The organism is Streptomyces sp. NPDC050264 (assembly GCF_040655895.1).
In the GTDB taxonomy this organism is placed as follows: domain Bacteria; phylum Actinomycetota; class Actinomycetes; order Streptomycetales; family Streptomycetaceae; genus Streptomyces.
The window spans coordinates 1-22,675 of record NZ_JBFAKV010000011.1 but is presented as its reverse complement, the minus strand read 5'-3'; the positions used below and the strand labels follow the sequence as shown (position 1 = coordinate 22,675).

The 22,675-nt window shown below is 71.3% G+C and carries 23 protein-coding genes; 15 read left to right on the top strand and 8 right to left on the bottom strand.

All coding sequences use genetic code 11. The annotated features are described in order from the left end of the window. Nucleotides 1–7: 7 nt before the first annotated feature. Nucleotides 8–220, bottom strand: a complete 213-nt coding sequence (locus AB0J02_RS20970; RefSeq protein ID WP_363195228.1) for a dodecin — start codon at nucleotides 218–220, stop codon at nucleotides 8–10. A gap of 319 nt (nucleotides 221–539) precedes the next feature. Between AB0J02_RS20970 and AB0J02_RS20965 the strand changes: the two genes are divergently transcribed. Beyond that, on the top strand, nucleotides 540–1,700 hold the full coding sequence (locus AB0J02_RS20965) for an extracellular solute-binding protein (protein WP_363195227.1): 1,161 nt from the start codon (nucleotides 540–542) through the stop codon (nucleotides 1,698–1,700). Between the two features lie 48 nt (nucleotides 1,701–1,748). Here AB0J02_RS20965 and egtD read toward each other — a convergent pair whose 3' ends face one another. From egtD to AB0J02_RS20940, 5 genes are all read right to left on the bottom strand, one after another. Continuing rightward, nucleotides 1,749–2,717, bottom strand: coding sequence for an L-histidine N(alpha)-methyltransferase (egtD, locus tag AB0J02_RS20960; protein WP_363195226.1), 969 nt, complete (start codon nucleotides 2,715–2,717; stop codon nucleotides 1,749–1,751). Then, the gene (gene egtC, locus AB0J02_RS20955) at nucleotides 2,714–3,469 is read right to left on the bottom strand and encodes an ergothioneine biosynthesis protein EgtC (protein WP_363195225.1); all 756 of its coding nucleotides are present in this window, start codon (nucleotides 3,467–3,469) and stop codon (nucleotides 2,714–2,716) included. Before egtC ends, egtD begins: the two co-directional genes overlap by 4 nt. Then, entirely contained in the window at nucleotides 3,469–4,818 is a 1,350-nt protein-coding gene (gene egtB / locus AB0J02_RS20950; RefSeq protein WP_363195224.1) for an ergothioneine biosynthesis protein EgtB, read from the bottom strand. The genes egtC and egtB overlap by 1 nt, the downstream gene beginning before the upstream one ends. Then, nucleotides 4,815–6,101: an ergothioneine biosynthesis glutamate--cysteine ligase EgtA gene (gene egtA, locus AB0J02_RS20945; RefSeq protein WP_363195223.1), complete on the bottom strand. Its 1,287-nt coding sequence runs from the start codon at nucleotides 6,099–6,101 to the stop codon at nucleotides 4,815–4,817. The genes egtB and egtA overlap by 4 nt, the downstream gene beginning before the upstream one ends. A gap of 243 nt (nucleotides 6,102–6,344) precedes the next feature. Beyond that, nucleotides 6,345–6,806: a type II toxin-antitoxin system PemK/MazF family toxin gene (locus AB0J02_RS20940; protein ID WP_363195222.1), complete on the bottom strand. Its 462-nt coding sequence runs from the start codon at nucleotides 6,804–6,806 to the stop codon at nucleotides 6,345–6,347. A gap of 71 nt (nucleotides 6,807–6,877) precedes the next feature. Between AB0J02_RS20940 and AB0J02_RS20935 the strand changes: the two genes are divergently transcribed. Both AB0J02_RS20935 and AB0J02_RS20930 read left to right on the top strand, forming a co-directional pair. Then, nucleotides 6,878–7,918, top strand: a complete 1,041-nt coding sequence (locus AB0J02_RS20935; protein WP_363195221.1) for a glycosyl hydrolase family 18 protein — start codon at nucleotides 6,878–6,880, stop codon at nucleotides 7,916–7,918. Between the two features lie 76 nt (nucleotides 7,919–7,994). After that, nucleotides 7,995–9,053, top strand: coding sequence for a LacI family DNA-binding transcriptional regulator (locus tag AB0J02_RS20930; protein ID WP_363195220.1), 1,059 nt, complete (start codon nucleotides 7,995–7,997; stop codon nucleotides 9,051–9,053). 70 nt (nucleotides 9,054–9,123) lie between these two features. Here the strand turns inward: AB0J02_RS20930 and trxA are convergent, their stop codons facing one another. Beyond that, nucleotides 9,124–9,519, bottom strand: coding sequence for a thioredoxin (gene trxA, locus AB0J02_RS20925; RefSeq protein WP_363195219.1), 396 nt, complete (start codon nucleotides 9,517–9,519; stop codon nucleotides 9,124–9,126). A 145-nt stretch (nucleotides 9,520–9,664) separates the two neighbouring features. On the opposite strand from trxA, the gene AB0J02_RS20920 reads away from it, so the two are divergent. From AB0J02_RS20920 to AB0J02_RS20885, 8 genes are all read left to right on the top strand, one after another. Then, complete coding sequence (locus AB0J02_RS20920) at nucleotides 9,665–11,089, top strand: NAD(P)/FAD-dependent oxidoreductase (protein ID WP_363195218.1); 1,425 nt, start codon at nucleotides 9,665–9,667, stop codon at nucleotides 11,087–11,089. 389 nt (nucleotides 11,090–11,478) lie between these two features. After that, nucleotides 11,479–12,765 (top strand): NAD(P)/FAD-dependent oxidoreductase, encoded by a 1,287-nt coding sequence (locus AB0J02_RS20915; protein WP_363195217.1) that lies wholly within the window; start codon nucleotides 11,479–11,481, stop codon nucleotides 12,763–12,765. A 10-nt stretch (nucleotides 12,766–12,775) separates the two neighbouring features. Then, nucleotides 12,776–13,282: a RidA family protein gene (locus AB0J02_RS20910; RefSeq protein ID WP_363195216.1), complete on the top strand. Its 507-nt coding sequence runs from the start codon at nucleotides 12,776–12,778 to the stop codon at nucleotides 13,280–13,282. Beyond that, nucleotides 13,279–13,953, top strand: coding sequence for a DUF1028 domain-containing protein (locus AB0J02_RS20905; protein ID WP_363195215.1), 675 nt, complete (start codon nucleotides 13,279–13,281; stop codon nucleotides 13,951–13,953). The genes AB0J02_RS20910 and AB0J02_RS20905 overlap by 4 nt, the downstream gene beginning before the upstream one ends. Continuing rightward, nucleotides 13,953–15,116, top strand: coding sequence for a M20 family metallopeptidase (locus AB0J02_RS20900; protein ID WP_363195214.1), 1,164 nt, complete (start codon nucleotides 13,953–13,955; stop codon nucleotides 15,114–15,116). Before AB0J02_RS20905 ends, AB0J02_RS20900 begins: the two co-directional genes overlap by 1 nt. Next, complete coding sequence (locus AB0J02_RS20895) at nucleotides 15,113–15,352, top strand: hypothetical protein (protein ID WP_363195213.1); 240 nt, start codon at nucleotides 15,113–15,115, stop codon at nucleotides 15,350–15,352. The genes AB0J02_RS20900 and AB0J02_RS20895 overlap by 4 nt, the downstream gene beginning before the upstream one ends. Before the next feature lie 64 nt (nucleotides 15,353–15,416). Then, nucleotides 15,417–16,769, top strand: coding sequence for an MFS transporter (locus AB0J02_RS20890; protein ID WP_363195212.1), 1,353 nt, complete (start codon nucleotides 15,417–15,419; stop codon nucleotides 16,767–16,769). A 57-nt stretch (nucleotides 16,770–16,826) separates the two neighbouring features. Beyond that, nucleotides 16,827–17,753 (top strand): LysR family transcriptional regulator, encoded by a 927-nt coding sequence (locus AB0J02_RS20885; RefSeq protein ID WP_363195211.1) that lies wholly within the window; start codon nucleotides 16,827–16,829, stop codon nucleotides 17,751–17,753. A 106-nt stretch (nucleotides 17,754–17,859) separates the two neighbouring features. Here the strand turns inward: AB0J02_RS20885 and AB0J02_RS20880 are convergent, their stop codons facing one another. Continuing rightward, nucleotides 17,860–18,525 carry a GntR family transcriptional regulator gene (locus tag AB0J02_RS20880; RefSeq protein WP_363195210.1) on the bottom strand — a complete coding sequence of 222 codons (666 nt, stop codon included), beginning with the start codon at nucleotides 18,523–18,525 and terminating at the stop codon, nucleotides 17,860–17,862. Nucleotides 18,526–18,796: 271 nt separating this feature from the next. Between AB0J02_RS20880 and AB0J02_RS20875 the strand changes: the two genes are divergently transcribed. The 4 genes from AB0J02_RS20875 to AB0J02_RS20860 all read left to right on the top strand — a co-directional run. Then, nucleotides 18,797–19,822: an amidohydrolase family protein gene (locus AB0J02_RS20875; RefSeq protein ID WP_363195209.1), complete on the top strand. Its 1,026-nt coding sequence runs from the start codon at nucleotides 18,797–18,799 to the stop codon at nucleotides 19,820–19,822. 95 nt (nucleotides 19,823–19,917) lie between these two features. Then, nucleotides 19,918–20,796, top strand: a complete 879-nt coding sequence (locus AB0J02_RS20870; RefSeq protein ID WP_363195208.1) for an amidohydrolase family protein — start codon at nucleotides 19,918–19,920, stop codon at nucleotides 20,794–20,796. Further along, nucleotides 20,789–21,685 carry a hypothetical protein gene (locus AB0J02_RS20865; RefSeq protein ID WP_363195207.1) on the top strand — a complete coding sequence of 299 codons (897 nt, stop codon included), beginning with the start codon at nucleotides 20,789–20,791 and terminating at the stop codon, nucleotides 21,683–21,685. The genes AB0J02_RS20870 and AB0J02_RS20865 overlap by 8 nt, the downstream gene beginning before the upstream one ends. A 57-nt stretch (nucleotides 21,686–21,742) precedes the next feature. Next, the coding region (locus AB0J02_RS20860) for a cation:dicarboxylase symporter family transporter (protein ID WP_363195206.1) at nucleotides 21,743–22,675 on the top strand (933 nt) is incomplete at its 3' end.

Here is a 22,675-nt window from a genome sequence, read left to right as displayed (position 1 = left end):
GACGGAGTCAGTCCTCCTCCAGGCGGAAGCCCACCTTGAGGCCCACCTGGTAGTGCTCGACGTCCCCGTCGACGACCTGGCCGCGGACCTGCGTGACCTCGAACCAGTCGAGGTTGCGCACGGTCTGTGAGGCGCGCGCGATCCCGTTGCGGATCGCCTGGTCGACGCCCTCGTGGGAGGTGCCGACGATCTCGGTGACGCGATATGTGTGGTTCGACATGGTTCCACCGTGCCCCAGGCGACCGTGGAGCGCGAGGGGACGGAGGTGCTCGTGTTCGAGTCGTTCGACTTACTTTCCGGTAACTCTTGACCCCCGGATTGGTACATACCAAAATCCAGCCACATACCCGTACGAGCCGAGCGCTCTTCCCCCACGTCGGGCGATCCTCCCTGTCCGCAGGCAGAAAGCGACCCTCGTGAGATCCCGCCGTGCCGTACTGTCCCTCGGTTCCCTCGTTGTCGTCTCCGGCGCGCTGACCAGCGCGTGCGGTGTCCTTCCAGGCGGCGAACCGGATCGGCGCACCGTCACCGTGTGGCTGATGCGCAACAGTGCGTCGGACGCGTTCATCAAGCGCTTCACCAAGGAGTTCGAGGCCGAGCACACCGACCTGCGCCTGGACATACGCATCCAGGAGTGGACCGGGATCGGCGAGAAGGTCACCAAGGCGCTGAAGCGCGGCCGGGCCGACGACAGCACCCCCGATGTGATCGAGGTCGGCAACACGCAGGTCCCGCAGTACGTCGACGCGGGCGGCCTGGTCGACCTGTCCCTGGAGTCCGCGCGCGACCTCGGCATGCAGGACTGGCTGCCCGGCCTCGCCGAGCCCGGCGTCGACAAGTCCCGGCAGTACGGCGTCCCTTGGTACGCGGCCAACCGCGTCGTCATCTACAACAAGGACCTCTTCGCGCAGGCCGGCGTCAAGAAGACGCCCAGGACGCGCGACGAATGGCTCGACGCGACGACCCGCCTCGACACCGGCGGCAGGCAGGGCATCTACCTCGCCGGGCAGGACTGGTACACGCTGTCCGGGTTCATCTGGGACGAGGGCGGTGAGCTGGCCCACGAGTCGGAGGGCACCTGGACCGGCGCCCTGGACAGCGCGGCCGCGCTGCGTGCCATGGACTTCTATCAGCAGTTGCAGGCGCTGGGCGGCGGCCCGAAGGACGCCGACGAGGAACATCCCTCGCAAGCCGACGAGTTCGCGAAGGGCGACATCGCCCAGATCATCTCGGTGCCCGGCGCGGCCCAGCAGATCGTCCGCAAGAACCCTTCCCTGAAGGGGAAGCTGGGGTACTTCCCGGTCCCCGGCAAGACGGCCGCGCGGGCGGGCGCCGTCTTCACCGGCGGCTCGGACCTCGTCGTCGCGGGCAACACCGAGGACCGGCCGGGCGCGGTCGCCGTGGTGAAGGCCCTGGCCGGGAAGAAGTGGAACACCGAGCTGGCCAGGACCATGAACTACGTCCCCAACAAGACGACCCTGGCCGACGCGGTGGCCGACGAGCCCGGCGTCGCCGCCATGGCCGTCGGCGCGGCCCACGGCAAGGCGACCCCCGCCTCCCCGCTCTGGGCGGGCGTGGAGGCCGCCGACAACCCCATCAAGGCCTACATGTCCCGGGTCCTGTCCGGCGGTGACCCGGCCACCGAGGCGAAGAAGGCGTCCCGGGAGATCACCCGCCGCCTGGACGAGAGCGGCGAGTGACCTTCGCGTACCGGCGCCGGTGAGGGAGCGCCCCTCACCGGGCGCGGCTCAGGCGGCCGGTACGGAACTCAGCGACAGCGTGAACCGTCCCTCCGAGTCCGGCCACCATCGCACCAACTCCAGTCCTGCGGCCGCGAGTTCGGCCTGCACCCCCTCGCGTCGGAACTTGGCCGACACCTCCGTGCGCAGCGTCTCGCCCGCCGCGAAGTTCACCGCGAGGTCCAGCGCCGGAACCTTCACGGTCTGCGCCACCGTGGAGCGCAGCCGCATCTCGATCCACTCCCGCTCCGGGTCCCACACGGCCACGTGGTCGAACGCCCCGAGGTCGAAGTCGGCGTCGAGTTCGCGGTTCACCACGGTCAGCACGTTCTTGTTGAACGCCGCGGTGACGCCCGCCCTGTCGTCGTACGCGGCGACCAGCGTCGCCTCGTCCTTGACCAGGTCGGTGCCGAGCAGGAAGAAGTCGCCGGGGGAGAGCAGACCCCGTACAGACGTCAAGAACTCCGCCCGCTCCTCGGGCAGCAGATTGCCGATCGTGCCGCCGAGGAACGCCACCAGGCGCGGCCCGGGCGTCGTGGGAAGTACGAGCGCGCGGGTGAAGTCGGCGACCAGGGCGTGGATGTCCAGCGCGGGGTGCTCGGCGAGGAGGAGCTTCGCGGCGCCCCGCAGCGCGCTCTCGCTCACGTCCACGGGGATGTAGGTGGTCAGCTCCGGGAAGGCGTCCAGTAGGTGGCGGGTCTTGTCGGAGGAGCCCGAGCCCAGCTCGACCAGGGTCCGCGCCCCCGTCGCCGCCGCGATCTCCGTCGCGCGCGCCACGAGGATCTCCCGTTCGGCGCGCGTCGGGTAGTACTCCGGCAAGGTGGTGATCTCGTCGAACAGGTCGCTGCCGTGCGCGTCGTAGAACCACTTGGGCGGCAGCGTCTTGGGCGAACCGGTCAGGCCGTGCAGGACGTCGGCGCGCAGAGCGGCACCGGTGGCGTCCTCGGGAAGGGTGCGGGTCATGGCGTACGGGCTCACGCGGACGGCTCCTTGAGGGGGGTCAGCAGGACGTCGGTGCGGCTCGCCGCGAGCAGCGTGCGGTCGGGCACCTCGATCCAGTGCGGATCGTCGTCGTACGGCTCGGAGGCGACGACGGTGCGGCGGCCGGGCTCGGAGAGATACCAGAGGGTGTCGCCCCAGGCGGTCGCGGTGATCGTCTCGCCGTTGGTGAGGAGGAGGTTGAGCCGGGCTTCCGGCGCGGCCTCGGCGACCTCGACGACGGTGTCGGCCAGCGCCTGCGACTCGTCGTCGCCCGCGCGCAGCCGGTGCAGCACCAGCGCCCACAGGAACGCCGCGTCGCAGCGGGCCTCCATCGACAGCAGGTCGACCGCGGGCAGTGTGGGTACCAGCGGAGCCAGCGAGTGCGGCCAGCCGGGCACCGCGCCGTTGTGGCTGAACAGCCACGGCCCGGACGTGTACGGCGCCGCCGCGGCCTCCCCGTCGGCGCCACCGAGCGTGGCGTCCCGGACGGCCGCGAGCAGCGCACCCGAGCGGACCACGCGGGCCAGGTCCGCGTAACTCTGGTCGCCCCAGATCGGTCCCGCGCGCCGGAACCGGGCGGGCGCCGGGTCGCCGTCCGCGTACCAGCCCACGCCGAAACCGTCGGCGTTGACCGTGCCGTGCCGCTGTCTGCGCGGCTCCCACGACTGGCGGAACAGACTGTGCGGCGGCGCGTCCAGCACCTCGCCGAGCGGCACCGGCGGCCCGAGGTAGGCCAGGTGCCGGCACATCAGGAGGCCTCTTGCGGCCGGGCGTCGCGCGCCGTGCGGAAACCCGCGAAGATCTGCCGACGGATCGGCAGGTCCCAGTTGCGGAACGTGCCCCGGCAGGCCACCGGGTCCACCGCGAACGAACCGCCGCGCAGCACCTTGTGCTCGGGGCCGAAGAACACCTCCGAGTACTCGCGGTAGGGGTAGGCGACGAAGCCGGGGTAGGGCAGGAAGTCGCTCGCCGTCCACTCCCACACGTCGCCGATCAACTGCCGTACTCCCAGCGGGGATTCGCCGAGCGGATAGCTCCCGGCGGCGGCCGGGCGCAGGTGGCGCTGGCCCAGGTTCGCGCGCTCCGGCGTCGGGTCGGTATCGCCCCACGGGTAGCGCAGGGAGCGGCCCGACTCCGGGTCGAAGCGGGCGGCCTTCTCCCACTCCACCTCTGTCGGCAGGCGCCGCCCGGCCCAGCGGGCGTAGGCGTCGGCCTCGTACCAGCTCACGTGCAGCACCGGCTCGTCGGGCGGGACCACCTCCGTGACCCCGAAGCGCCTGCGCAGCCACTGGCCCGCCTCCCGCCGCCAGAACCGCGGTGCCTCGAAGCCGCCGTCGCGGACCATGGCCCAGCCCGCGGGCTCCCACCAGCGGGTCTCGCGGTAGCCGCCGTCGGCAATGAACTCCATGTACGCGGAGTTCGTCACGGGCGTCGTGTCGATGTGGAAGGGCGGCACGAGCCGGGTGTGCGCGGGGCGCTCGTTGTCCAGCGCCCACGGCTCGGCCGTCGTGCCCATCGTGAACGGGCCGCCGGGGACGAGGACTTCGGACGGCCCGTCGAAGGGCTGCGCCGGCCGCTCGGGGTCGGGCGCGGTCAAGGCCGCCGCACCCGACCTGAGCTGATGCGTGATCAGCATCGTCTCGTCGTGCTGCTGTTCATGCTGGGCGATCATGCCGAAGGCGAATCCGGAGCGGGTCAACCGGTCCGCGCCGTCCGCCTCGAACGACGCCGCGTCCAGGATGTCGAGCGCCCGGCCGCGCACCTCGGCGGCGTACCCGCGGGCCTCCTGCGGTGCGAGCAGCGGCAGTTGCGGGCGCTCGGCGCGCGGATGCTCGAACGCGTCGTACAGCGGGTCGATCTCGGGCCGCATCGCCTCACGGCCCGCGACCGCCCGCAGCAGCCACTGCTCCTCCTGGTTGCCGATGTGCGCCAGGTCCCACACCAGTGGCGACATCAACGGCGAGTGCTGCGCGGTCAGTTCGGGTCCTTCCACGCAGCTGGTCAGGAGAGTGGTGCGACGGCGCGCGGCCAGAAGGGCGTCCGTCGCGCGACGGCGCAGCGCCTCCGGGTCCGTGGTGACGTTCTCCTCAATGGTCATGAGCGGACGGTCCTCCCCTGTGCGGGTTCGGGAAGCAGGTCGAGCACGTCGTCGGCGGGGCAGCGACCGCGTACGACATGGCGGGCGGTGAACTCCGCGACCGCCTTCAGCACGCCGGCCCCCGCGCCCATCCTGGGCAGCGCGTCCAGGGCCGTCGTGAACAGGGCCGTCGCGGCCTCGCGCAGCTCGGGGTCGGCGAGGCCGATCCGGGCCGCGTCCCGCCACAGCGGATTGTGCGGAGCGGGCAGCGGACCGGCCCGCTCCGCGAGGGGCTTGACAGCCCGGTACGCGGTCTCGGCGGCCTGCGGATCGTCGAACAGGGCGGTCGTCACGGCGAGCGGCACGATCCACCCGTCGTCGCCCGGCTGCGCGTCGATCATGCGCAGTTCGAGATGGCCGCGCGGCCGCACCGGCGGGAACAGCGTGGTCTGGTGGTATTCGAGGTCGGAGCGGGTCGGCGGCCGCGGCCCGCCGCCGCGCACCCACTCGCGGAACGAGAGGGCCTCGGGTACGTGCCACGGACCGCTGTCCGTGCGCACGCACATCACCGGCGCGTCCAGGACATGCCGCGTCCAGGCCGCGCGCGGTTCACCGTCGAGTGGCGGCGCTCCCGAACGGCCCACGGCGATGCGCTCCCACAACAGCTGCCGGGTGGAAGCCCAGCCGGTCGAACGGCCCGACAGCATGGGCGAGTTGGCGAAGGCCGCGACCAGGACGGGGCCGAGCAGATGGGCGAGCCGCCAGCGTCTGCCGTGGCCCAGCGGACCCGGCTCCTCGTATCCGGCGTCCAGGCACACCTGCACGGAGGCGGAGGAACACATCATGGACCGCCCGGCGGGGCCCGCGCGGTCGAGGGACGCCTCCAGGGCGTCGTAGCGGGGTTGGTGGAGGACGCGGCGCGGTGGCCGCCACGGATCGGTGCCGTGGCCGGACAGGACGAGTCCGTGGCCGCGGAGCGCGGCGCGGACGGCGGTCAGATCGGCCTGCATGACCGAGACGCATTCCATCAGCGAGGCGGCAGGGAGCGAGCTGAGCTCCAGCTGTCCGCCGGGTTCCACGGTGAGCGCCGAGCTCAGAGGCAGGGCGCGCAGTGCGACGTAGGCCGCGTCGAGTCGTTCGGGTGGTACCGGAAGCCGCGGGCGCCGCGGCTCGTGGACGATCCACTCCAGCTCCACACCCACGGTGCGGGGCGGGCCGGTCTTGAAGCAGATGCCCTGTACCAGGGCCTCCACCTCGGCCTCGGTGACCGGGTCACCGTGAGCCGTACAGTCTCCCTCGCTCATGCCGAAGCCTCCTGGTCCTCGTGCATCCCATGGTCCCCGGTAAGGACCACGCCGTCGATTCGGCCCGGGACAGGCCGTTTCGGGCAACGCTCGAACCACCCAAGACGTTCCCGCCGATTCGCACAAGAGTGCCCGGCGCTTCCTGAGCGGGTCGGAAAACTGTTGCCCCGGCCGTCACCGATCACTCACGATCCGTTCACGCGAGTGGCGGGGAAGCAGAGGTCCGGATCGCCTCGCGAGGCGTCACTGCCAGCCGTGGCGCTCCCGCAGCCGCAGCACCACCAGGTTGAAGCGGCCCCGGTCCAGGGCGCACGCCTCGCGGCGCATCCCGCGCTCGTGCACGCGCAGCACCCGGTCCACGTCCACCCACGAGTCACGGCCGCTCCTGTCCCACGGCCCCGCACCGATCGCCACCCACTCGCGGTCGTTCGCGTGCCGCTTGCTGGACAGCTGCACGGCGAGCAGCGTGCCCGTGGCCTCGCGCGCGACGACGAGCACCGGCCGGTCCTTGCCGCGCCCGTCGTTCTCCTCGAAAGGCACCCACGTCCAGACGATCTCGCCCGGGTCCGGGTCGCCGTCGTGCTCGGGCGCGTACTCGGTGCGCACCCGCCCCACCTGACGCGGCTCGGCCTCCACCGTGGCCGTCGCACCGCTGCGGCCGGGGTGGTCGTACGCGTGGTCATCCGTATCCGTAAAGGCAGTCACGCGGGTCACGTTAGAGCCTGGACGGCGCAATCCGCGCGGCGGGTGCGCCGGACGACCGACAGGCTCGGGACATGGCACGACGAATACACCGAAGAGCCCTGTCCGTCCTCGCCGTACTGCTCACCCTGAGCGCCGCGGCCCCCGTCCGCTCCGCGCCGCCGCCCCCGCGCACGGTCTCGGCCTGGCTGCCCTACTGGGGCCAGGAAGCCGCCTACCGCGACGCCCTCGCGCACGCCGCGCAACTCCGCACCATCAGCCCCTTCTGGTACGAGACGAAGTCCGCGACCAGCGTCGTCGGTCACCCCGGGGCCGGTGAGCAGCGCATCATCAAGGGCCTGCACGACAAGGGCATCCAGGTCGTCCCGACCGTCATGGAACAGATGAAGCCCGGCGCCCTGGCCGCCGTCCTGACCAGCCCCACCCGGCGCGCGGCGCACGTCAAGGCCCTGCTCGCGGTCGTCAACAGCCGTGCCTACGACGGAATCGACCTCGACTACGAGACGATCGCACCGACCCCGGAGGCCAAGTACCCGGCCGTACGCGCCGGTTACGCCGTCTTCGTCACCGACCTGTGCGCGCGACTGCACGCCCTGCGCAAGCAGTGCTTCGTCACCGTCACCCCCAAGACCCGTACCACAGGCCGGATTTGGGACTACCGCACGCTTGGCGCCGCCGCCGACCGGATGCGCATCATGGCGTACAACATGCACCACGCCCAAGGGGAACCGGGTCCGCTGTCGACACCGCAGTGGTACGACGAGATCCTGGCCCGCGCGACCGCCGAAGTCCCGCGCGCCAAACTGGAGATGGGCCTGCCGGCGTACGGCTGGGACTGGGCGGTCGGCAGCAAGGGCCGCGCGAAGCACCTGACCTCCAAAGAGGCGGACACATTGCGCCGCAAGGTCAGGGCGCCCTATGCCCTGGACCCGGGCTCGCGCACCCCGCACTTCACGTACAAGGACGGTGGGACACGCCGCACCGTCTGGTACCAGGACGCCCGCGGCACCGCCGCCCACCTGCCCGTTCTGCGCAAGTACGGGGTGCCGCACACCGTTCTGTGGGCGCTCGGTTTCGAACAGCCCGAGCTGTGGCGGACGCTGGCGGCCGGATAGACCACCGGCGGCCGGCCCCGGCGTGGCCTGCCCGGCGCGGGCCCGCCGGGGCCCGTCTGGAAAGATGCCGGGGGTCATGGTGCAGATACCGAAGCAGCAAACCGCCAAGCCGTCCGGATCTCCCGAGCTCGCACCGCCCGAGGCCGCCAAACCCGCCCGGGGCGCCGTGCCGACGAGCGCCGACGTCGCGCGCCTGGCCGGGGTCTCGCGGGCCACGGTCAGCTACGTCCTGAACAACACCAGCGCCGTCCGGATCAGCGAGCCCACCCGGCGCCGCGTCCACGAGGCCGCGAAGGAACTCGGCTACGTCCCGCACGCGGCCGCCCGCAGCCTGCGCGCCGGCCACACCCGCATCGTCCTGATGCCGACCCCCGAAGTGCCCGTCGGCCCGCTCTACAGCGGCTTCCTCAACGAGTTGCAGTGGGCGCTCAGCCGCCTCGACTACACCGTCGTGCAGTACGGCAGCGTCGGCCTCGGTGGTGACGAGGCGGCCCGCGCCTGGGCCGAGCTGCGCCCGGTCGCCGTCCTGGCCCCGGCCGGCATGGGGCCCGACGGCGTCGGCATCCTCCAGCGGTCCGGCGCCAAGGCCGTCATCACGCTGGGCCCCGACCCCGTGACGGGCGCGCACGCCCTGCTCATGGACCACCGCGAGGTCGGCCACGCCGCGGGCGAACACCTCCGCGCCCGCGGACATGGCCGGATCGGCGTGGTCATGCCCCGCCAGGAGGGCCTCGACACGTTCGCGCTGCCCCGCCTCGCGGGCGTACAGGAATCCGGGGCGGAGGTGGTCCGGCTGCCCCTCTCCTACGACGAGGAGGACGCGGCCCGCGCCGCAGGACAGATCCGCGAGCTGGGCCTGACCGCCGTGTTCGCGTACAACGACGAGTACGCGATGCTGCTGATGCGCGCACTCCAGGACACGGGCACCGACGTCCCCGGCGAGGTCGCCGTCATCGGCGCCGACGACCTGATGCTGGGCCGTCTGCTGCGCCCCCGCCTCAGCACGGTCAGGATCGACCTGCCCTCCGGCGAGGAGCTCGCCGGACTCGTCGACCGGCTGGTGCGCGACCCCGCGCCGGAACCCGAGATCCGGGACCTGATGGGCGCGAGCGTGGTGCCCCGCGAATCGACCTGAGCACCTGCACCCAAAAACGCGGTGAGGCGGTCGCCGAGCGGCGACCGCCTCACCGCGCCACTGTCGGACCTCAGCCCTCTTCGGGCTGCTGCGCGGCCTGAGCCTGCTGCTCGGCGACCGACTTGCGGACCTCGTCCATGTCGAGCTTGCGGGCCTGCCCGATCACGTCGTCCAGGGCCTCCTGCGGCAGCGCGCCCGGCTGCGCGAACACGGCCACCTGGTCACGGACGATCATCAGGGTCGGAATCGACTGGATGCCGAACGCGGCGGCCAGCTCGGGCTGCGCCTCGGTGTCGACCTTGCCGAACACCAGATCCGGATTGGCGTCGGCCGACTTCTCGTACACGGGGGCGAACTGCTTGCAGGGCCCGCACCAGGACGCCCAGAAGTCGATCAGCACGAACTCGTTCTCCGTGACCATCTGATCGAAGTTTTCCTTGGTCAGCTCCACGGTGGTGCTGCTCATGGTGTTTTCCCTCTTCCTGCTTCCTGGGTTTCGGGGGCGAAGCCGTAGGGGGCAAAGCCGCTGTCCACAACGATCCGCAGAACGGACGTATTCCGCGCACGTACCCATGTGGCTCACCGGCACACCTACGACCACACTGGGGCCTATGACGGAACCTATTGAGTACGACGTTGTAGTGGTGGGAGCGGGACCGGTCGGCGAGAACCTCGCGGACCGGGTACGGGCCGGCGGACTGAGCGCCGCGGTCGTGGAGAGCGAACTCGTCGGCGGCGAGTGCTCGTACTGGGCGTGCATGCCCAGCAAGGCGCTGCTGCGCCCGGTGATCGCCCGCGCGGACGCCCGCCGCGTGCCCGGCCTGCGCCAGGCCGTGCAGGGACCGCTCGACGCCGCCGCCGTCCTCGCCCACCGGGACTACTACACCTCCCACTGGAAGGACGACGGCCAGGTCGGCTGGATCGAGTCCATCGGCGCCGACCTCTACCGCGGCCACGGCCGCCTCGCCGGGCCGCGCCGCGTCACGGTCACCGCCGACGACGGCACGGTCACCACGCTCACCGCCCGGCACGCGGTCGCCGTCTGCACCGGCACCCGCGCCGCCCTGCCCGATCTGCCGGGCCTCGCCGACGCCAAGCCCTGGACCAGCCGGGAGGCCACCAGCTCCGACCACGTGCCCGGCCGCCTCGTCGTGGTCGGCGGGGGAGTCGTGGCCACCGAGATGGCCACCGCCTGGCAGGCGCTCGGCTCCCAGGTCACCGTGCTCGTACGCGGCGACGGCCTGCTCAACCGGATGGAGCCGTTCGCCGGGGAGCTCGTCGCGGACGCGCTGCGCGAGGCGGGCGCGGACGTGCGTACGGGCGTGTCGGTGAAGGCCGTCGAGCGCCAGGGCTCCACCGTCACGGTCACCCTCGGCGACGGCTCGACCCTGGAGGCCGACGAGATCCTCTTCGCGACCGGCCGCGCACCGCGCACCGAGGACATCGGCCTGGACACGGTGGGCCACAAGCCCGGATCGTGGCTGACCGTCGACGACACCCTGCGCGTCGAGGACAGCGACTGGCTCTACGCGGTCGGCGACGCCAACCACCGCGCCCTCCTCACCCACCAGGGCAAGTACCAGGCCCGCGTCGCGGGCGCCGCGATCACCGCGCGGGCCGCCGGCGTCCCGCTCCTGGAGACCGACCCGTGGGGCGCCCACGCGGCCACCGCCGACCACGCCGCCGTCCCCCAGGTCGTCTTCACCGACCCGGAGGCGGCGAGCGCGGGCCTGACCCTGGCCGAGGCGGAATCGGCGGGCCTGCGGGTACGCGCCGTCGACTACGACATGGCGAACGTGGCCGGAGCGGGTCTCTACGCCGACGGCTACACCGGCCGCGCCCGCATGATCGTCGACCTCGACCGCGAAATCCTCCTCGGCGTCACGTTCGTCGGCCCCGGCGTCGGCGAACTCATCCACTCGGCGACGATCGCGATCGCCGGCGAGGTCCCGATCTCCCGGCTCTGGCACGCGGTGCCGGCGTACCCCACCGTGAGTGAGGTGTGGCTGCGGCTGCTGGAGACGTACAGGGGCTGAGGAACCGCCTCAAGTTCGACGGGGTCCGTCGCCTGTCCCAGCTGTCGGCAGCCACTTCGTCGCCGCAGCGGGGCGACGGACCCCATCACGTGCCCCGAGCCCGGCGATCCGCTTGACGTAAATGACGTAAATGACGTGCTGAGGGCGGTAGTTGACGTCCGTTCTCCGCCGCCCGCCCGGGCCGAGTGTGAACCCCTCGGCCCGGGCCGGCCGCCACCTGGACAGGTCGTTGTCGCCCGGGAACAGCCACGCCGTTTCGCATCGGAAAATCAGATCGCCTTCAGCGGAAACATCTGTTGGACAGAATCCATGCCGCGTTCAAGGATGGCTCGCACGGCAGCACAGTCAACGCGACACCGGGATGGACTGCCGCCTGAGTGGAGGATGAAGTGCCGAGCGAAGAAACCGAAGTCGTCGTCGTCGGAGCCGGCCAGGCGGGCGTGGCGGCCAGTGAGCACCTGGGGGCCCACGGCGTACCGCACATCGTGCTGGAGCGGCACCGCATAGCCGAGCGGTGGCGCTCGGAGCGATGGGACTCCTTGGTCGCCAACGGGCCCGCGTGGCACGACCGTTTTCCCGGCCTGGAGTTCACCGACGTCGACCCGGACGGCTTCGCTTCGAAGGAGCAGGTCGCGGAGTACTTCGCCGCGTACGCCGAGAAGATCGGTGCGCCGGTCCGCTGCGGCGTCGAGGTGACCGAGGTGCGCCGGCACACCGGCCGGCCGGGTTTCCGGGTGGAGACGTCGCAGGGCTCGATCGACGCGCGTTATGTCGTGGTGGCGACCGGGGCGTTCCAGCGGCCCGTGTTCCCGCCCGTCGTTCCGGACGGCGCCGTCCCCGTGCAGATCCACTCCAGCGGATACCGCAACCCGGAACAGCTGCCCGAAGGTTCGGTCCTGGTGGTCGGGGCCGGCTCCTCGGGGGTGCAGATAGCCGACGAGCTGCGCCGGTCCGGTCGCGAGGTCTTCCTCTCCGTCGGTCCGCACGACCGCCCTCCGCGCGAGTACCGCGGGCGTGACTTCTGCTGGTGGCTCGGTGTGCTCGGCCTCTGGGACGCGGAGACGCCTCCCCAGGGCGCCGAACACGTCACCATCGCGGTCAGCGGCGCGCGCGGCGGTCACACCGTGGACTTCCGTGCCCTGGCCGCCGACGGCATCGAACTGCTCGGGATGACCGCGTCCTGCGACGACGGCGTCCTGCGCTTCGCGCCCGACCTCGCCACGAACATCGCGCTCGGCGACGAGAAGTACCTCGGACTGCTGCGGGCGGCCGACGAGTACGTCGAGCGCAACGGTCTCGACCTCCCCGAGGAGCCGCGGGCCCACGTCCTCGGCCCGGACCCGGAGTGCGTGACCGACCCCCGGCTGGAACTGGACCTGGCCGAGGCCGGTATCACCTCGATCGTCTGGGCGACGGGCTACGCCACCGACTACGGCTGGCTCGACGTCGACGCCTTCGACGAGAAGGGCCGCCCGGAGCAGCGCCGCGGAGTCTCCTCCGAGCCCGGCGTCTACTTCCTGGGCCTGCCCTGGCTGTCCCGCCGCGGATCCAGCTTCATCTGGGGTGTCTGGCACGACGCCCGGTACGTCGCCGACCACATCGCGACCCGGCGGGGCTACCACGCGTACGAGACCACCGGCCGTCCCGGCGCCGCGTCGGCCGCCCCCACCGCCTGAGGAGCAGACGATGACCTCCACGCACCAGAATCCCCGGCCCGAGGCCCCGATCATCGCCGGTGGGCACACCCGGATCCGCCCGTTCAACACCCGTGACACCTATCCCGAGCAGAACCTCGACAACGACCTCTGCCAGGCCGTCGTCGCCGGCAACACGGTGTACGTCCGGGGCCAGATCGGCCAGGACCTCGACACCAGTGAGTCCGTGGGCATCGGCGACGTCGAGGCGCAGGCCGAGTGGGCCATGGCGAACATCAAGATGCTGCTCGAAGAGGCGGGCGGCCGCATCGAACACCTGGTCAAACTCACGATCTATCTGGTCGACCCGCGCTACCGCGAGGCGGTGTACCGCACGGTGGGCCGCTGGACCAAGGGCGTCCACCCGATCTCCACCGGCATCGTGGTGTCCGCGCTGGCCCGGCCGGAGTGGCTGTGCGAGATCGACGCGATCGCCGTACTTCCCGAGAACGCCGTACTTCCCGAGAACGCCGTACTTGACGAGGGGGAGCAGGCATGACGTTCTCTCTGGTGGTCCGGGACGGCGAGCGGTTCGGCATCGCGGCGAGCTCGTCGAGTCCGGCGGTCGCCGCCCGGGTCGTCCATCTGCGGCCCGGCGTCGGCGCGGCGACGTCGCAGAACATCACCGACCCCATGCTCGGCACCAGTTTGCTGGATGGCCTGGCGGACCACGGTGACGCCGAGCGCGCCCTGGCCGACGTCACCGGCGCCGCAGCGAACAAGAAGACCATCGACTACCGGCAGTTGACCGTCCTGGGCCGGTCGGGGCCGGGGTTCGCCTTCAGCGGTCCGCGCACTCTGGGCACCTTCGCCTCGGCCACCGCGGACGGTGCGGTCGCGGCCGGCAACATGCTGTCCGGCGGGCACCTTCCCGGCGTCCTCCTCGACGCGTACGCCGCCGCCACGGGGGAGTTGGAGGAACGGCTGCTCACCGCCATGAAGGCCGCCGTCGCGGCCGGCGGCGAGGAGGGGCCGGTGTACTCCGCCGGGATGGCGGTCGTCGCGGATGTCGGCTGGCGGGTCACCGACCTGCGGGTGGACTGGGCCGAGGACCCCCTGGACCGGCTCGGTGACCTGCTCGACATCTGGCTGCCGCAACGGGACGACTACGTGCGGCGCGGACTCGACCCCGCCACCTCTCCCTCGTACGGCGTTCCGGGAGACCTGTGATGGGGACGAGGCATGTGACGGGGACGATGAAGGAGGCGGCACGGCACGCGGTCGACCGGCACGCCGAGGAACTCATCGGCCTCTCCGAGCGGCTGCACGCCGATCCGGAGACCGCCTGGGAGGAACACCGGGCCGCCGCCGCCGTACCGGAACTCCTCGACCGCGCCGGATTCGACGTCACCTCGTCCTACCTCGGCCTGGACACCGCGTTCCACGCCCGGTTCGGCAGCGGGCCGGTCCGGATCGCGCTGTGCGCCGAGTACGACGCGCTGCCCGGACTGGGACACGCGTGCGGGCACAACCTCATCGCGGCAAGCTCCGTCGGCGCCGCGCTCGGCCTGGCCGCCGTCGCCGACGAAGCCGGATTCACCGTGGAGGTCTACGGCACCCCGGCCGAGGAGGGCGGCGGCGGCAAGATCGAGATGCTCGACCGGGGCGCCTTCACCGGCGTGGATCTCGCGATGATGGTGCACCCGGCGCCGGTCGACGTCGCCGAGGCCCGCCCGTTCGCGGTCAGCCACTCCAAGGTCGCCTACACCGGCAAGTCCGCGCACGCCGCCGCCTACCCGGAGGCCGGGATCAACGCGGCCGACGCCTTCACCGTGGCCCAGGTCGCCATCGGGCTGCTGCGCCAGCAACTGCCGTCATCGGCACGCGTGCACGGTGTGGTGACACACGCCGGAGACGCCCCGAACGCCATCCCGGAACGGACGAGCGGACGCTGGTACGTCCGGGCCGAGACGCTCGCCGAACTGGCCGAGCTCGAACCGCGCGTCCTGCGGGCCTTCGAGGCGGGCGCCCTCGCCACCGGCTGCGACCTGGAGATCGAACCGGAGAGCAAGCCCTACGCGGAGTTCCGCACGGACGAGACCGCCCTCGGGCACTACCGGGCCAACGCCCTCGCCCTGGGCCGGGAGTTCGCGCCGCCCGGCCAGGCGGCGCGCATGAACCGCGCCTCCACCGACATGGGCAACGTCTCGCAGGTCGTACCGGCGATCCACCCGTACATCGGCATCGGCTCCCTGCCCGCCACCAACCACCAGCACGAGTTCGCCGCCCACTGCGTGGGCGGGACCGCCGAGCGGGCCCTGCTCGACGGCGCGGTCGCGCTGGCCTGGACGGGCGTGGACCGGAGCGCGCGGGCCGGAAGGGGTGCGGCATGACGGGGACCGGCTTCCCGATCGCCGCGGACCCGGGGCAGACGATCGCCACCTGCACCGGCCCGGTGGCCGCGCTCGGCCCCGCTCTCGGCCACAAGACCGCCTGCGCCCGCGCGCTGGAGGCGCACCGCACCGGCAGACCCGCGCTCGACCTGATCCGCGAGCGCGAGCTGCTGACCGAGGCGGAACTCCGCGAACTGACCAGCCCCACCTCCCTGACAGGCCCGCCCTCACCCTGACGACTCGACGTCGGCGGCAGCCGCACAGCTCCGGCTTCGGAACCTTTCCCCCTAGGAGGCGCGTATGCCCACGCGTGAAAGCAGTGCCACGGCGACCGAGGCCGAGCCGGCCACCGACGCGGCCGCACTGCGCAGGAGCGTCGCCGCGGGAGCCGTAGGCGTGTTCGTGCACTGGTTCGACTGGGCTGCCTACGCCTATCTCGCCGGCACCGTCGCGACCGTGTTCTTCCCCTCCGACGACAAGACGACCGGACTGCTCGCCGTGTTCGGCGTGTTCGCCGTCTCGTTCGGCATCCGGCCCATCGGCGCCCTGGTCTTCGGGCCGCTCGGCGACCGGATCGGCCGCAAGCGCACCCTGTCACTGGTCATCTTCATGATGTCGGGCGCGACCCTGACCATAGGTCTGCTACCCGGCTACGACTCGATAGGCATCGCCGCCCCGGTGCTCCTGGTGGTGCTGCGCCTGATCCAGGGATTCGCCGCGGGCGGCGAGTTCGGCAGCGCGGCCAGCTTCCTCGCCGAGAGCGCGCCACGGCGCCGGCGCGGATTCGGCGTGAGCTGGCTGGAGGTCGGCTCCCTGCTCGGCTTCCTCGCCGGCTCGTTCGTCTTCCTCCTCCTGTCCTCCGCGCTCGACGACAGCCAACTCACCGCCTGGGGCTGGCGCGTCCCCTTCCTGATCGCCGCGCCCCTCGGTGTCATCGGCTTCATCATCCGCAGCAAGATCGAGGACACCCCGGAGTACCGGGCGCTCGAAGCCAACGACACCGTTCCGAGCAGCCCCGCCCGGGAACTGCTCCGCTCCCACAAGCGGGAACTGCTCCAGGCGGCGGGCCTGATGGCCGCCATGCACGTCCCCTTCTACGCGGTGCTGACCTACCTCGTCACCTACGAGACCGATCACCTGGGCCACTCGGCCGACAACGCGGCCCTGCTGTCCACCGTCATCTCGCTGATGGGCCTCGCGCTCGTGCCGCTGTTCGGCGCGCTCTCCGACCGGGTGGGACGCAAGCCGGTGTTCATCGGGGCGACGGCGGCCCTGCTCGTCCTGTCCACCCCGGCTTTCCTCCTGATGCGGACCGGGCTCGTGGGCACGTGGATCGCCGGCCTGGTGCTCGGCGTGATCCTGGCGGCGATCCTCGGCACCTATGCGGTGTGGTCGGCGGAGATCTTCCCCACCCGCACACGCCAGAGCGGTCTTTCCGTCGCGTACAACATCACCGCTGCGCTGTTCGCCGGGACCGTGCCCTCTCTGATGACCGTGCTCATCTCCGCGACGGGCAGCACACTGGTGCCGGGCCCGTACCTGATGGTGTTCGCCGTGGGCGGCCTGGTCGCCGCCCTGACCCTGAAGGAGACCGCCGGTACCACGCTGCTGCGCCCGGAGGACGTCTCCGATACGCCCGCCGAGCGGGTGTAGGCGTCGCCCCCGCATAGGGTCGGTGCCGACACGGTTCACCGGGTGCAAGGGTCTCGCATGACGTCACCGCTGGGTTTCACCCTCGTTCAGCTGCGCTACTTCCTTGTGGCCGCCGAGCGCGGCTCCATGACAGAGGCGTCGGCCGAGCTGCACATCGCCCAGTCCGCCGTGTCCGCCGCCGTCTACAACCTGGAGCAGGACCTGCAGGTCCAGCTCTTCATCCGGCGACGGGGCCGGGGCCTGACCCTGACACCCGCCGGGGAGCGCCTCCAGCAGCAGGCGCGAGACCTGTTGGCGCGTGCCCGCGAGGTACAGCGGGAGGCCCGGGGCGACGGAGAGATTCTGTCCGGGCCCGTGGCCGTCGGCTGCTTCGTGACCCTGGCCCCGTACTACCTGCCGCCGTTGTTCAGCGAGTGCACCCGGCGCCACCCCGGCATAGAGATCGACGTGGTGGAGGCGGAGACGGACCAGCTCGTCCAGGCCCTGGCAGCGGGACGCATCGACTTCGCCCTCACCTACGGCCTCGGTCTGTCGTCCGAGCCGGAACTGCACAGCGAGACGATCGCCCGCGCCCCGGCCTACGTCATCGTCTCGGCCGACCACCCACTGGCAGGGCAGGGCAGTGTGGAACTGGCCGAGCTGTCCGCCGAGCCCCTGGTCCTGCTCGACCTCCCGCACAGCCGCGACTACTTCCACGCGCTGGTGGCCGCCACCGGCACCGCACCCGACGTCCGGTACCGCACCCGCAGCTACGAGACCGTGCGCTCGCTGGTGGCACGAGGACTCGGGTACTCCGTACTCAACCAGCGGCCGGCGACCAGTCAGACCTACGGCGGGGGAGAGGTCGCGGAGCTACGGCTGCGGGACGGTGGACCCCCACTCGAAGTCAAGATCGTCTCCATGGGCGGTGTGGCGCAGAGCGCCCGCGCCCGAGCGGTGACGAACCTGCTGCGGGAGATCGCCGCCCGGCCCGGAGAGGTCTGAGCCGACGATGTGCGGGGTCAGCCACGGAACAGCGGCGCCGCGCACGTCGCTGTTCCGTGGCGTGCGCTCCGCCTTCGAGTGCGCCCGCCTCACCGCCCCGTCGCGGTCAGGCCGGCGGCAGCCGTTCGGTCATGCGCAACTGGTCGATCACGCTGGCCAGTTGCGCCTCGGCGGCCGCGTCGGCGGCGTCGGCGTCGCCCGCGGTGACGGCGTCGATGATGGCGAGGAGCTGCGGCAGTGACTCCTGCGGGCGCCCGGAGCGGAGTGCGAGGCGGAACTGGAAGCGCACCATCTGCACGTTGAGTCGCTCGAGCTGGCGTTTGGCGATCACCTGGCCGCTGAATTCGATGACGAGGTCGTGCAGCTTGCGGTTGAGCGCGGAGTAGGTGTGGAAGTCCTCCTCGGCCACCGCCGCACGTAGCCGCACGCCGATCCCGGTCAGCTCGGCGCGCTGCGCCTCGTTCGCGTGCTCGGCCGCCTTGCGTGCGCACACGCGCTCCAGCGCGGAGCGGCACTCGGTGATCTGGATGGCCTCCTCGACCGAGACCACCCTGATGCTGGCGCCGCGGTTGGGCACCAACTCCACCAGGTCGTCGGAGGCCAGGTCGAACAGGGCTTCGCGCACCGAGCTGCGGGTCACCCCCAACTGGTCGGCCAGGTCCTGCACCACGAGCCGCTGCCCCGGCAACAGGTCGCCGGCCCACAGGGCCTGGCGGATGTGCGTGCTCACGTGAAGCCGCGCGGCAGCCCCTTTGATCTGCGTGCTGGTCACCTGCTGCTGGTCCCTCTCTCGCGGATCCGTCCGTCGAGATCCCGTCCGCAGATCGCCGACACGGTCACCGACTCTATCATCAGCGATATTTTCGGCAAAACTTTTGCAAGTGTGCGGAGCCCGGGTTGCGGCGCCGCCGCCGCACCTTCGGAAAGATTGCTGAAAATATTGTCAGCAAAATGATTGACCATGGCGCCGACGCCCGATTAGCGTCCCGCTTCGTGCGCACTCCGAGCGTTTTGGATGCGACAGCCGAGCGAAGGAGCCCGCGTTGATCATCGATTGCCACGGCCACTACACGACCGCGCCCACCGCGCTGGGCGAGTGGCGCGAGCGCCAGATTCAGGCCCTGACCGGCGGCGGCGAGGTGCCGCGGCCCGCGGATCTGCGGATCGGCGACGACGAGATCCGGGAGACCATCGAGGCCAACCAGCTGCGCCTGATGGACGAGCGCGGCATCGACCTGACGGTCTTCTCCCCGCGTGCTTCGTTCATGGCACATCACATCGGCGACTCCGCCGTCTCGGCGGCCTGGGCCCGGGTCTGCAACGACCTGTGCGCCCGCGTCGGCGAGCTGTTCCCCGAGCGGTTCGCCCCCGCTGCCATGCTGCCGCAGTCACCCGGCGCCGACCCCGCGGCCTGCATCCCCGAGCTGACCCGCGCGGTCGAGGAGCTCGGCGCCGTCGCGGTCAACCTCAACCCCGACCCCTCCGGCGGCCACTGGACCGCGCCGCCGCTGACCGACCGCTCCTGGTATCCGCTCTACGAGAAGATCGTCGAACTCGACGTGCCGGTGATGGTGCACGTGAGCACCAGCGAGAACCCCGCCTTCCACACCACTGGTGCGCACTATCTCAACGCGGACACCACCACCGTCATGCAGCTGATCCAGGGTGACCTGTTCGCCGACTTCCCCACCCTGCGGCTGGTCGTCCCGCACGGTGGCGGCGCGGTGCCCTACCACTGGGGACGCTTCCGCGGCCTGGCGCAGGCACTCGGCAAGCCGGAGCTGACCGAGCACCTGCTGAACAACGTCTTCTTCGACACCTGCGTCTACCACCAGCCCGGCATCGACCTGCTGCTCGAGGTGATGCCCCACGGCAACGTGCTCTTCGCCTCGGAGATGATCGGTGCCGTGCGCGGCATCGACCCGGACACCGGCCACCACTTCGACGACACCCGCCGCTACGTCGAGCAGGCAGGCCTCTCTCCCGCGGACCTCGCAGCGATCGAGGAGGGCAACGCCCGCACCGTCTACCCCCGGCTCGACGCACGCCTGCGCAAGGCCGGCCTCTGACCGCCGGTGCGCCCGGCCCGGACACCCACCGGATGCGTGCCGACCCGCAGATCCACGGCCCGCACCACATTGACTGAAAAGGACATGACGCTTTCATGCTGGTGATCGACAACCACACCCACGTCATCTCGACGGACACCGAGCTCTATCCGGCCGCTCCGATCGGCGGCCGCCGATCGGAGTGGTCGCAGGCCCGCCCGGTGGACATCGACGGGCTCGTCCGGGCACTGGACGACGCCGGGATCGCCAGGGCGGTCGTGGTGCAGGCCTCGACGGTGTACGGCCACGACAATCGCTACGTCGTCGAGGCGGTGCGGGCCCACCCCGACCGGTTCACCGGCGTGTACTCGATCGACGCGCTGGCGCCGGACGCCGTCGAGCGCATCCAGCACTGGCAGGCCGAGGGCCTCTCCGGGTTCCGGCTGTTCACCACCGGTACCACGATGCCCGGCCAGGCGGACTGGCTGGGCCACGAGGATTCCCATCCCGCCTGGGCCTACGCGGAGGAGCAGGACATACCGGTCTGCCTGCAGATGACGATCCAGGGGCTGCCCGCGCTCCGAGGACTGCTGGAACGGTTCCCCGGAGTGCGGGTGCTGCTGGACCACTGTGCCCGCCCCGACCTGTCGGACGGTCGGCCCTACCGGCACGCCGCGGACCTGTTCGACATGGCGGCCTACCCAGGCGTGCACCTCAAGCTCACCCACCGGGCGCTGGCCGCGGCGGGGCAAGGAGCGTCCGACACCGCCGAGTTCCTGGCGGACCTGGTCGCGGCCTACGGCGCGGACCGGATCGCGTGGGGGTCCAACTTCCCCGCGGCGGAAGGCACCCCGGCCGACCTCCTGGCGCAGGCACGCGAGGCGGCTTCGGGACTGCCGGAGGCCGACCAGGAACTGATCTTCGGCGGAACGACCGCCGCGTTCTACACCCCCGTCCACACCCCCGCCGCACCTACGGGAGGCCCCCGTGACTGAACTCCCCGTGCTCCGCACCGTCCTGGGCGACTACCCGCACACGGCCCCGCTGAAGAACGGCGACGTCGACAGTGGGCGGGTGCGCCTCGACTTCCTTCCCGTCTCGCCCATCCACCGGGCGTTCGCGCCGATGGTCCGCGAAGAGGCCTACGACCTCTGCGAGCTGGCGATCGTCACCGCGCTGCAGGCCATCGCGTACGGCCGCCCCGTGGTGCTGCTGCCCGCCGTGGTGGCCGCCCGTTTCCAGCGGGGCTGTCTCATCGCCCACGCCTCACGCCCCGTGCGCCCCGAGGACCTCAAGGGCAAACGCGTCGGCGTGCGGTCCTTCACCCAGACCACCGGAATGTGGGTGCGCGCCCATCTCGCCGAGGACTACGGCCTGGCGGCGCGGGACATCCACTGGACCACCCGCGATGCCGCGCACGTCGCCGAGTACACCGACCCGGCGTTCGTCACCCACGACCCGCACACCGCGAGCCTCCCCGAACTGCTGCGCGAGGGACACATCGACGCTGCGATTCTCGGCAACGACCTGCCCCAGGGCGACGAGTTCGTCCCCGTCGTCCCCGACGCCGCCGCCCGCGACGAACAGTGGTGGGAGCGGCACGGCTTCATGCCGATCAACCACATGGTCGCCGTGGCCGCCTCGACGTGCCGCGAGAACCCCTCCGCCGTCCGTGAGGCCTACGCGCTGCTGCGGCGCGCGGACGCCTCGGTGACACGCCCCGACGGCATGCCCCACCCCACCGTCTTCGGGTTCGAGCGACTGCGGGAGCCCCTCGAATCGGTGATCGACGCCTGCCTCGCCCAGGAGCTGCTGCCCCGGCGGCTCAGCGTGGAAGAGGTTTTCGGCCCGGCCGGGGAGGTGCTCGGAAGCGAGGCTGACTGACCCGCACGGCCCTCGACCCCCCTGTCGGCACCGGACATTCAACGGAGAAACCGGACGATGAGCGATACCACTTCCACAAGTGCACCCGCCGAGGCGGGCCCTTCGGCGCAGGACCCGAAAAAGCGCCCGCCGTTCTACCGGGACCTGGCCTTCCAAGTGCTCGCCGGAGTCGCGCTCGGCGTGCTCGTGGGCGCGCTGGTGCCCTCGGTCGGACAGCATGTCCAGTTCCTCGGCGACATCTTCATCCACCTGATCCAGATGGTCGTCGGCCTGATCATCTTCTGTACGGTCACGCACGGCATCGCCAGCGTGCGTGATCTGGGCAAGGTCGGCCGCATCGCGATCCGGTCCCTGGTGTACTTCGAGGTCATCACCACGATCGCGCTCGTGATCGGTCTCGTCGTGGTCAATGTCCTCAAGCCGGGTTCCGGCATGCACATCGACCCGTCGTCCCTGCACGCCGGCTCCTCGGCCACCGCGCCGGCGAAGTCCGAGGGCTTCGACGACTTCCTCGTCGGTCTGGTGCCGACCTCCGCGGTACAGGCCTTCGCCGAGAGCAGCATCCTCCAGATCCTGGTCTTCTCCGTGCTGTTCGCCTGCGGCCTGGCCTCCGTGGGGGACAAGGCGAAGCCGGTACTCGACATCGTGTCGACGGTGCAGCAGGCCCTCTTCTGGATCATCCGCAAGGTGATGCGCATCGCCCCGCTGGCGGCGTTCGGCGCCATCGGCTACACGGTGTCCGAGTACGGACTGGGAACGCTGCTCTCACTCGGCCGGCTGGTGGCGGTGTTCTATCTGATCGTGGTGCTGTTCTTCGTGCTGGTCCTGTGGCCGGTCTCGCGGTACGCGGGGGTGAGCCTGCTGAAACTGCTGCGCTACTTCCGCGCGGAACTGGTGCTGGTGCTCGGCACCAGCTCGTCGGAGAGCGTGTTCCCCCAGCTGACGGCCAAGCTGAAGAACCTCGGTGTGGACGAACCCGTGGTCGGCCTC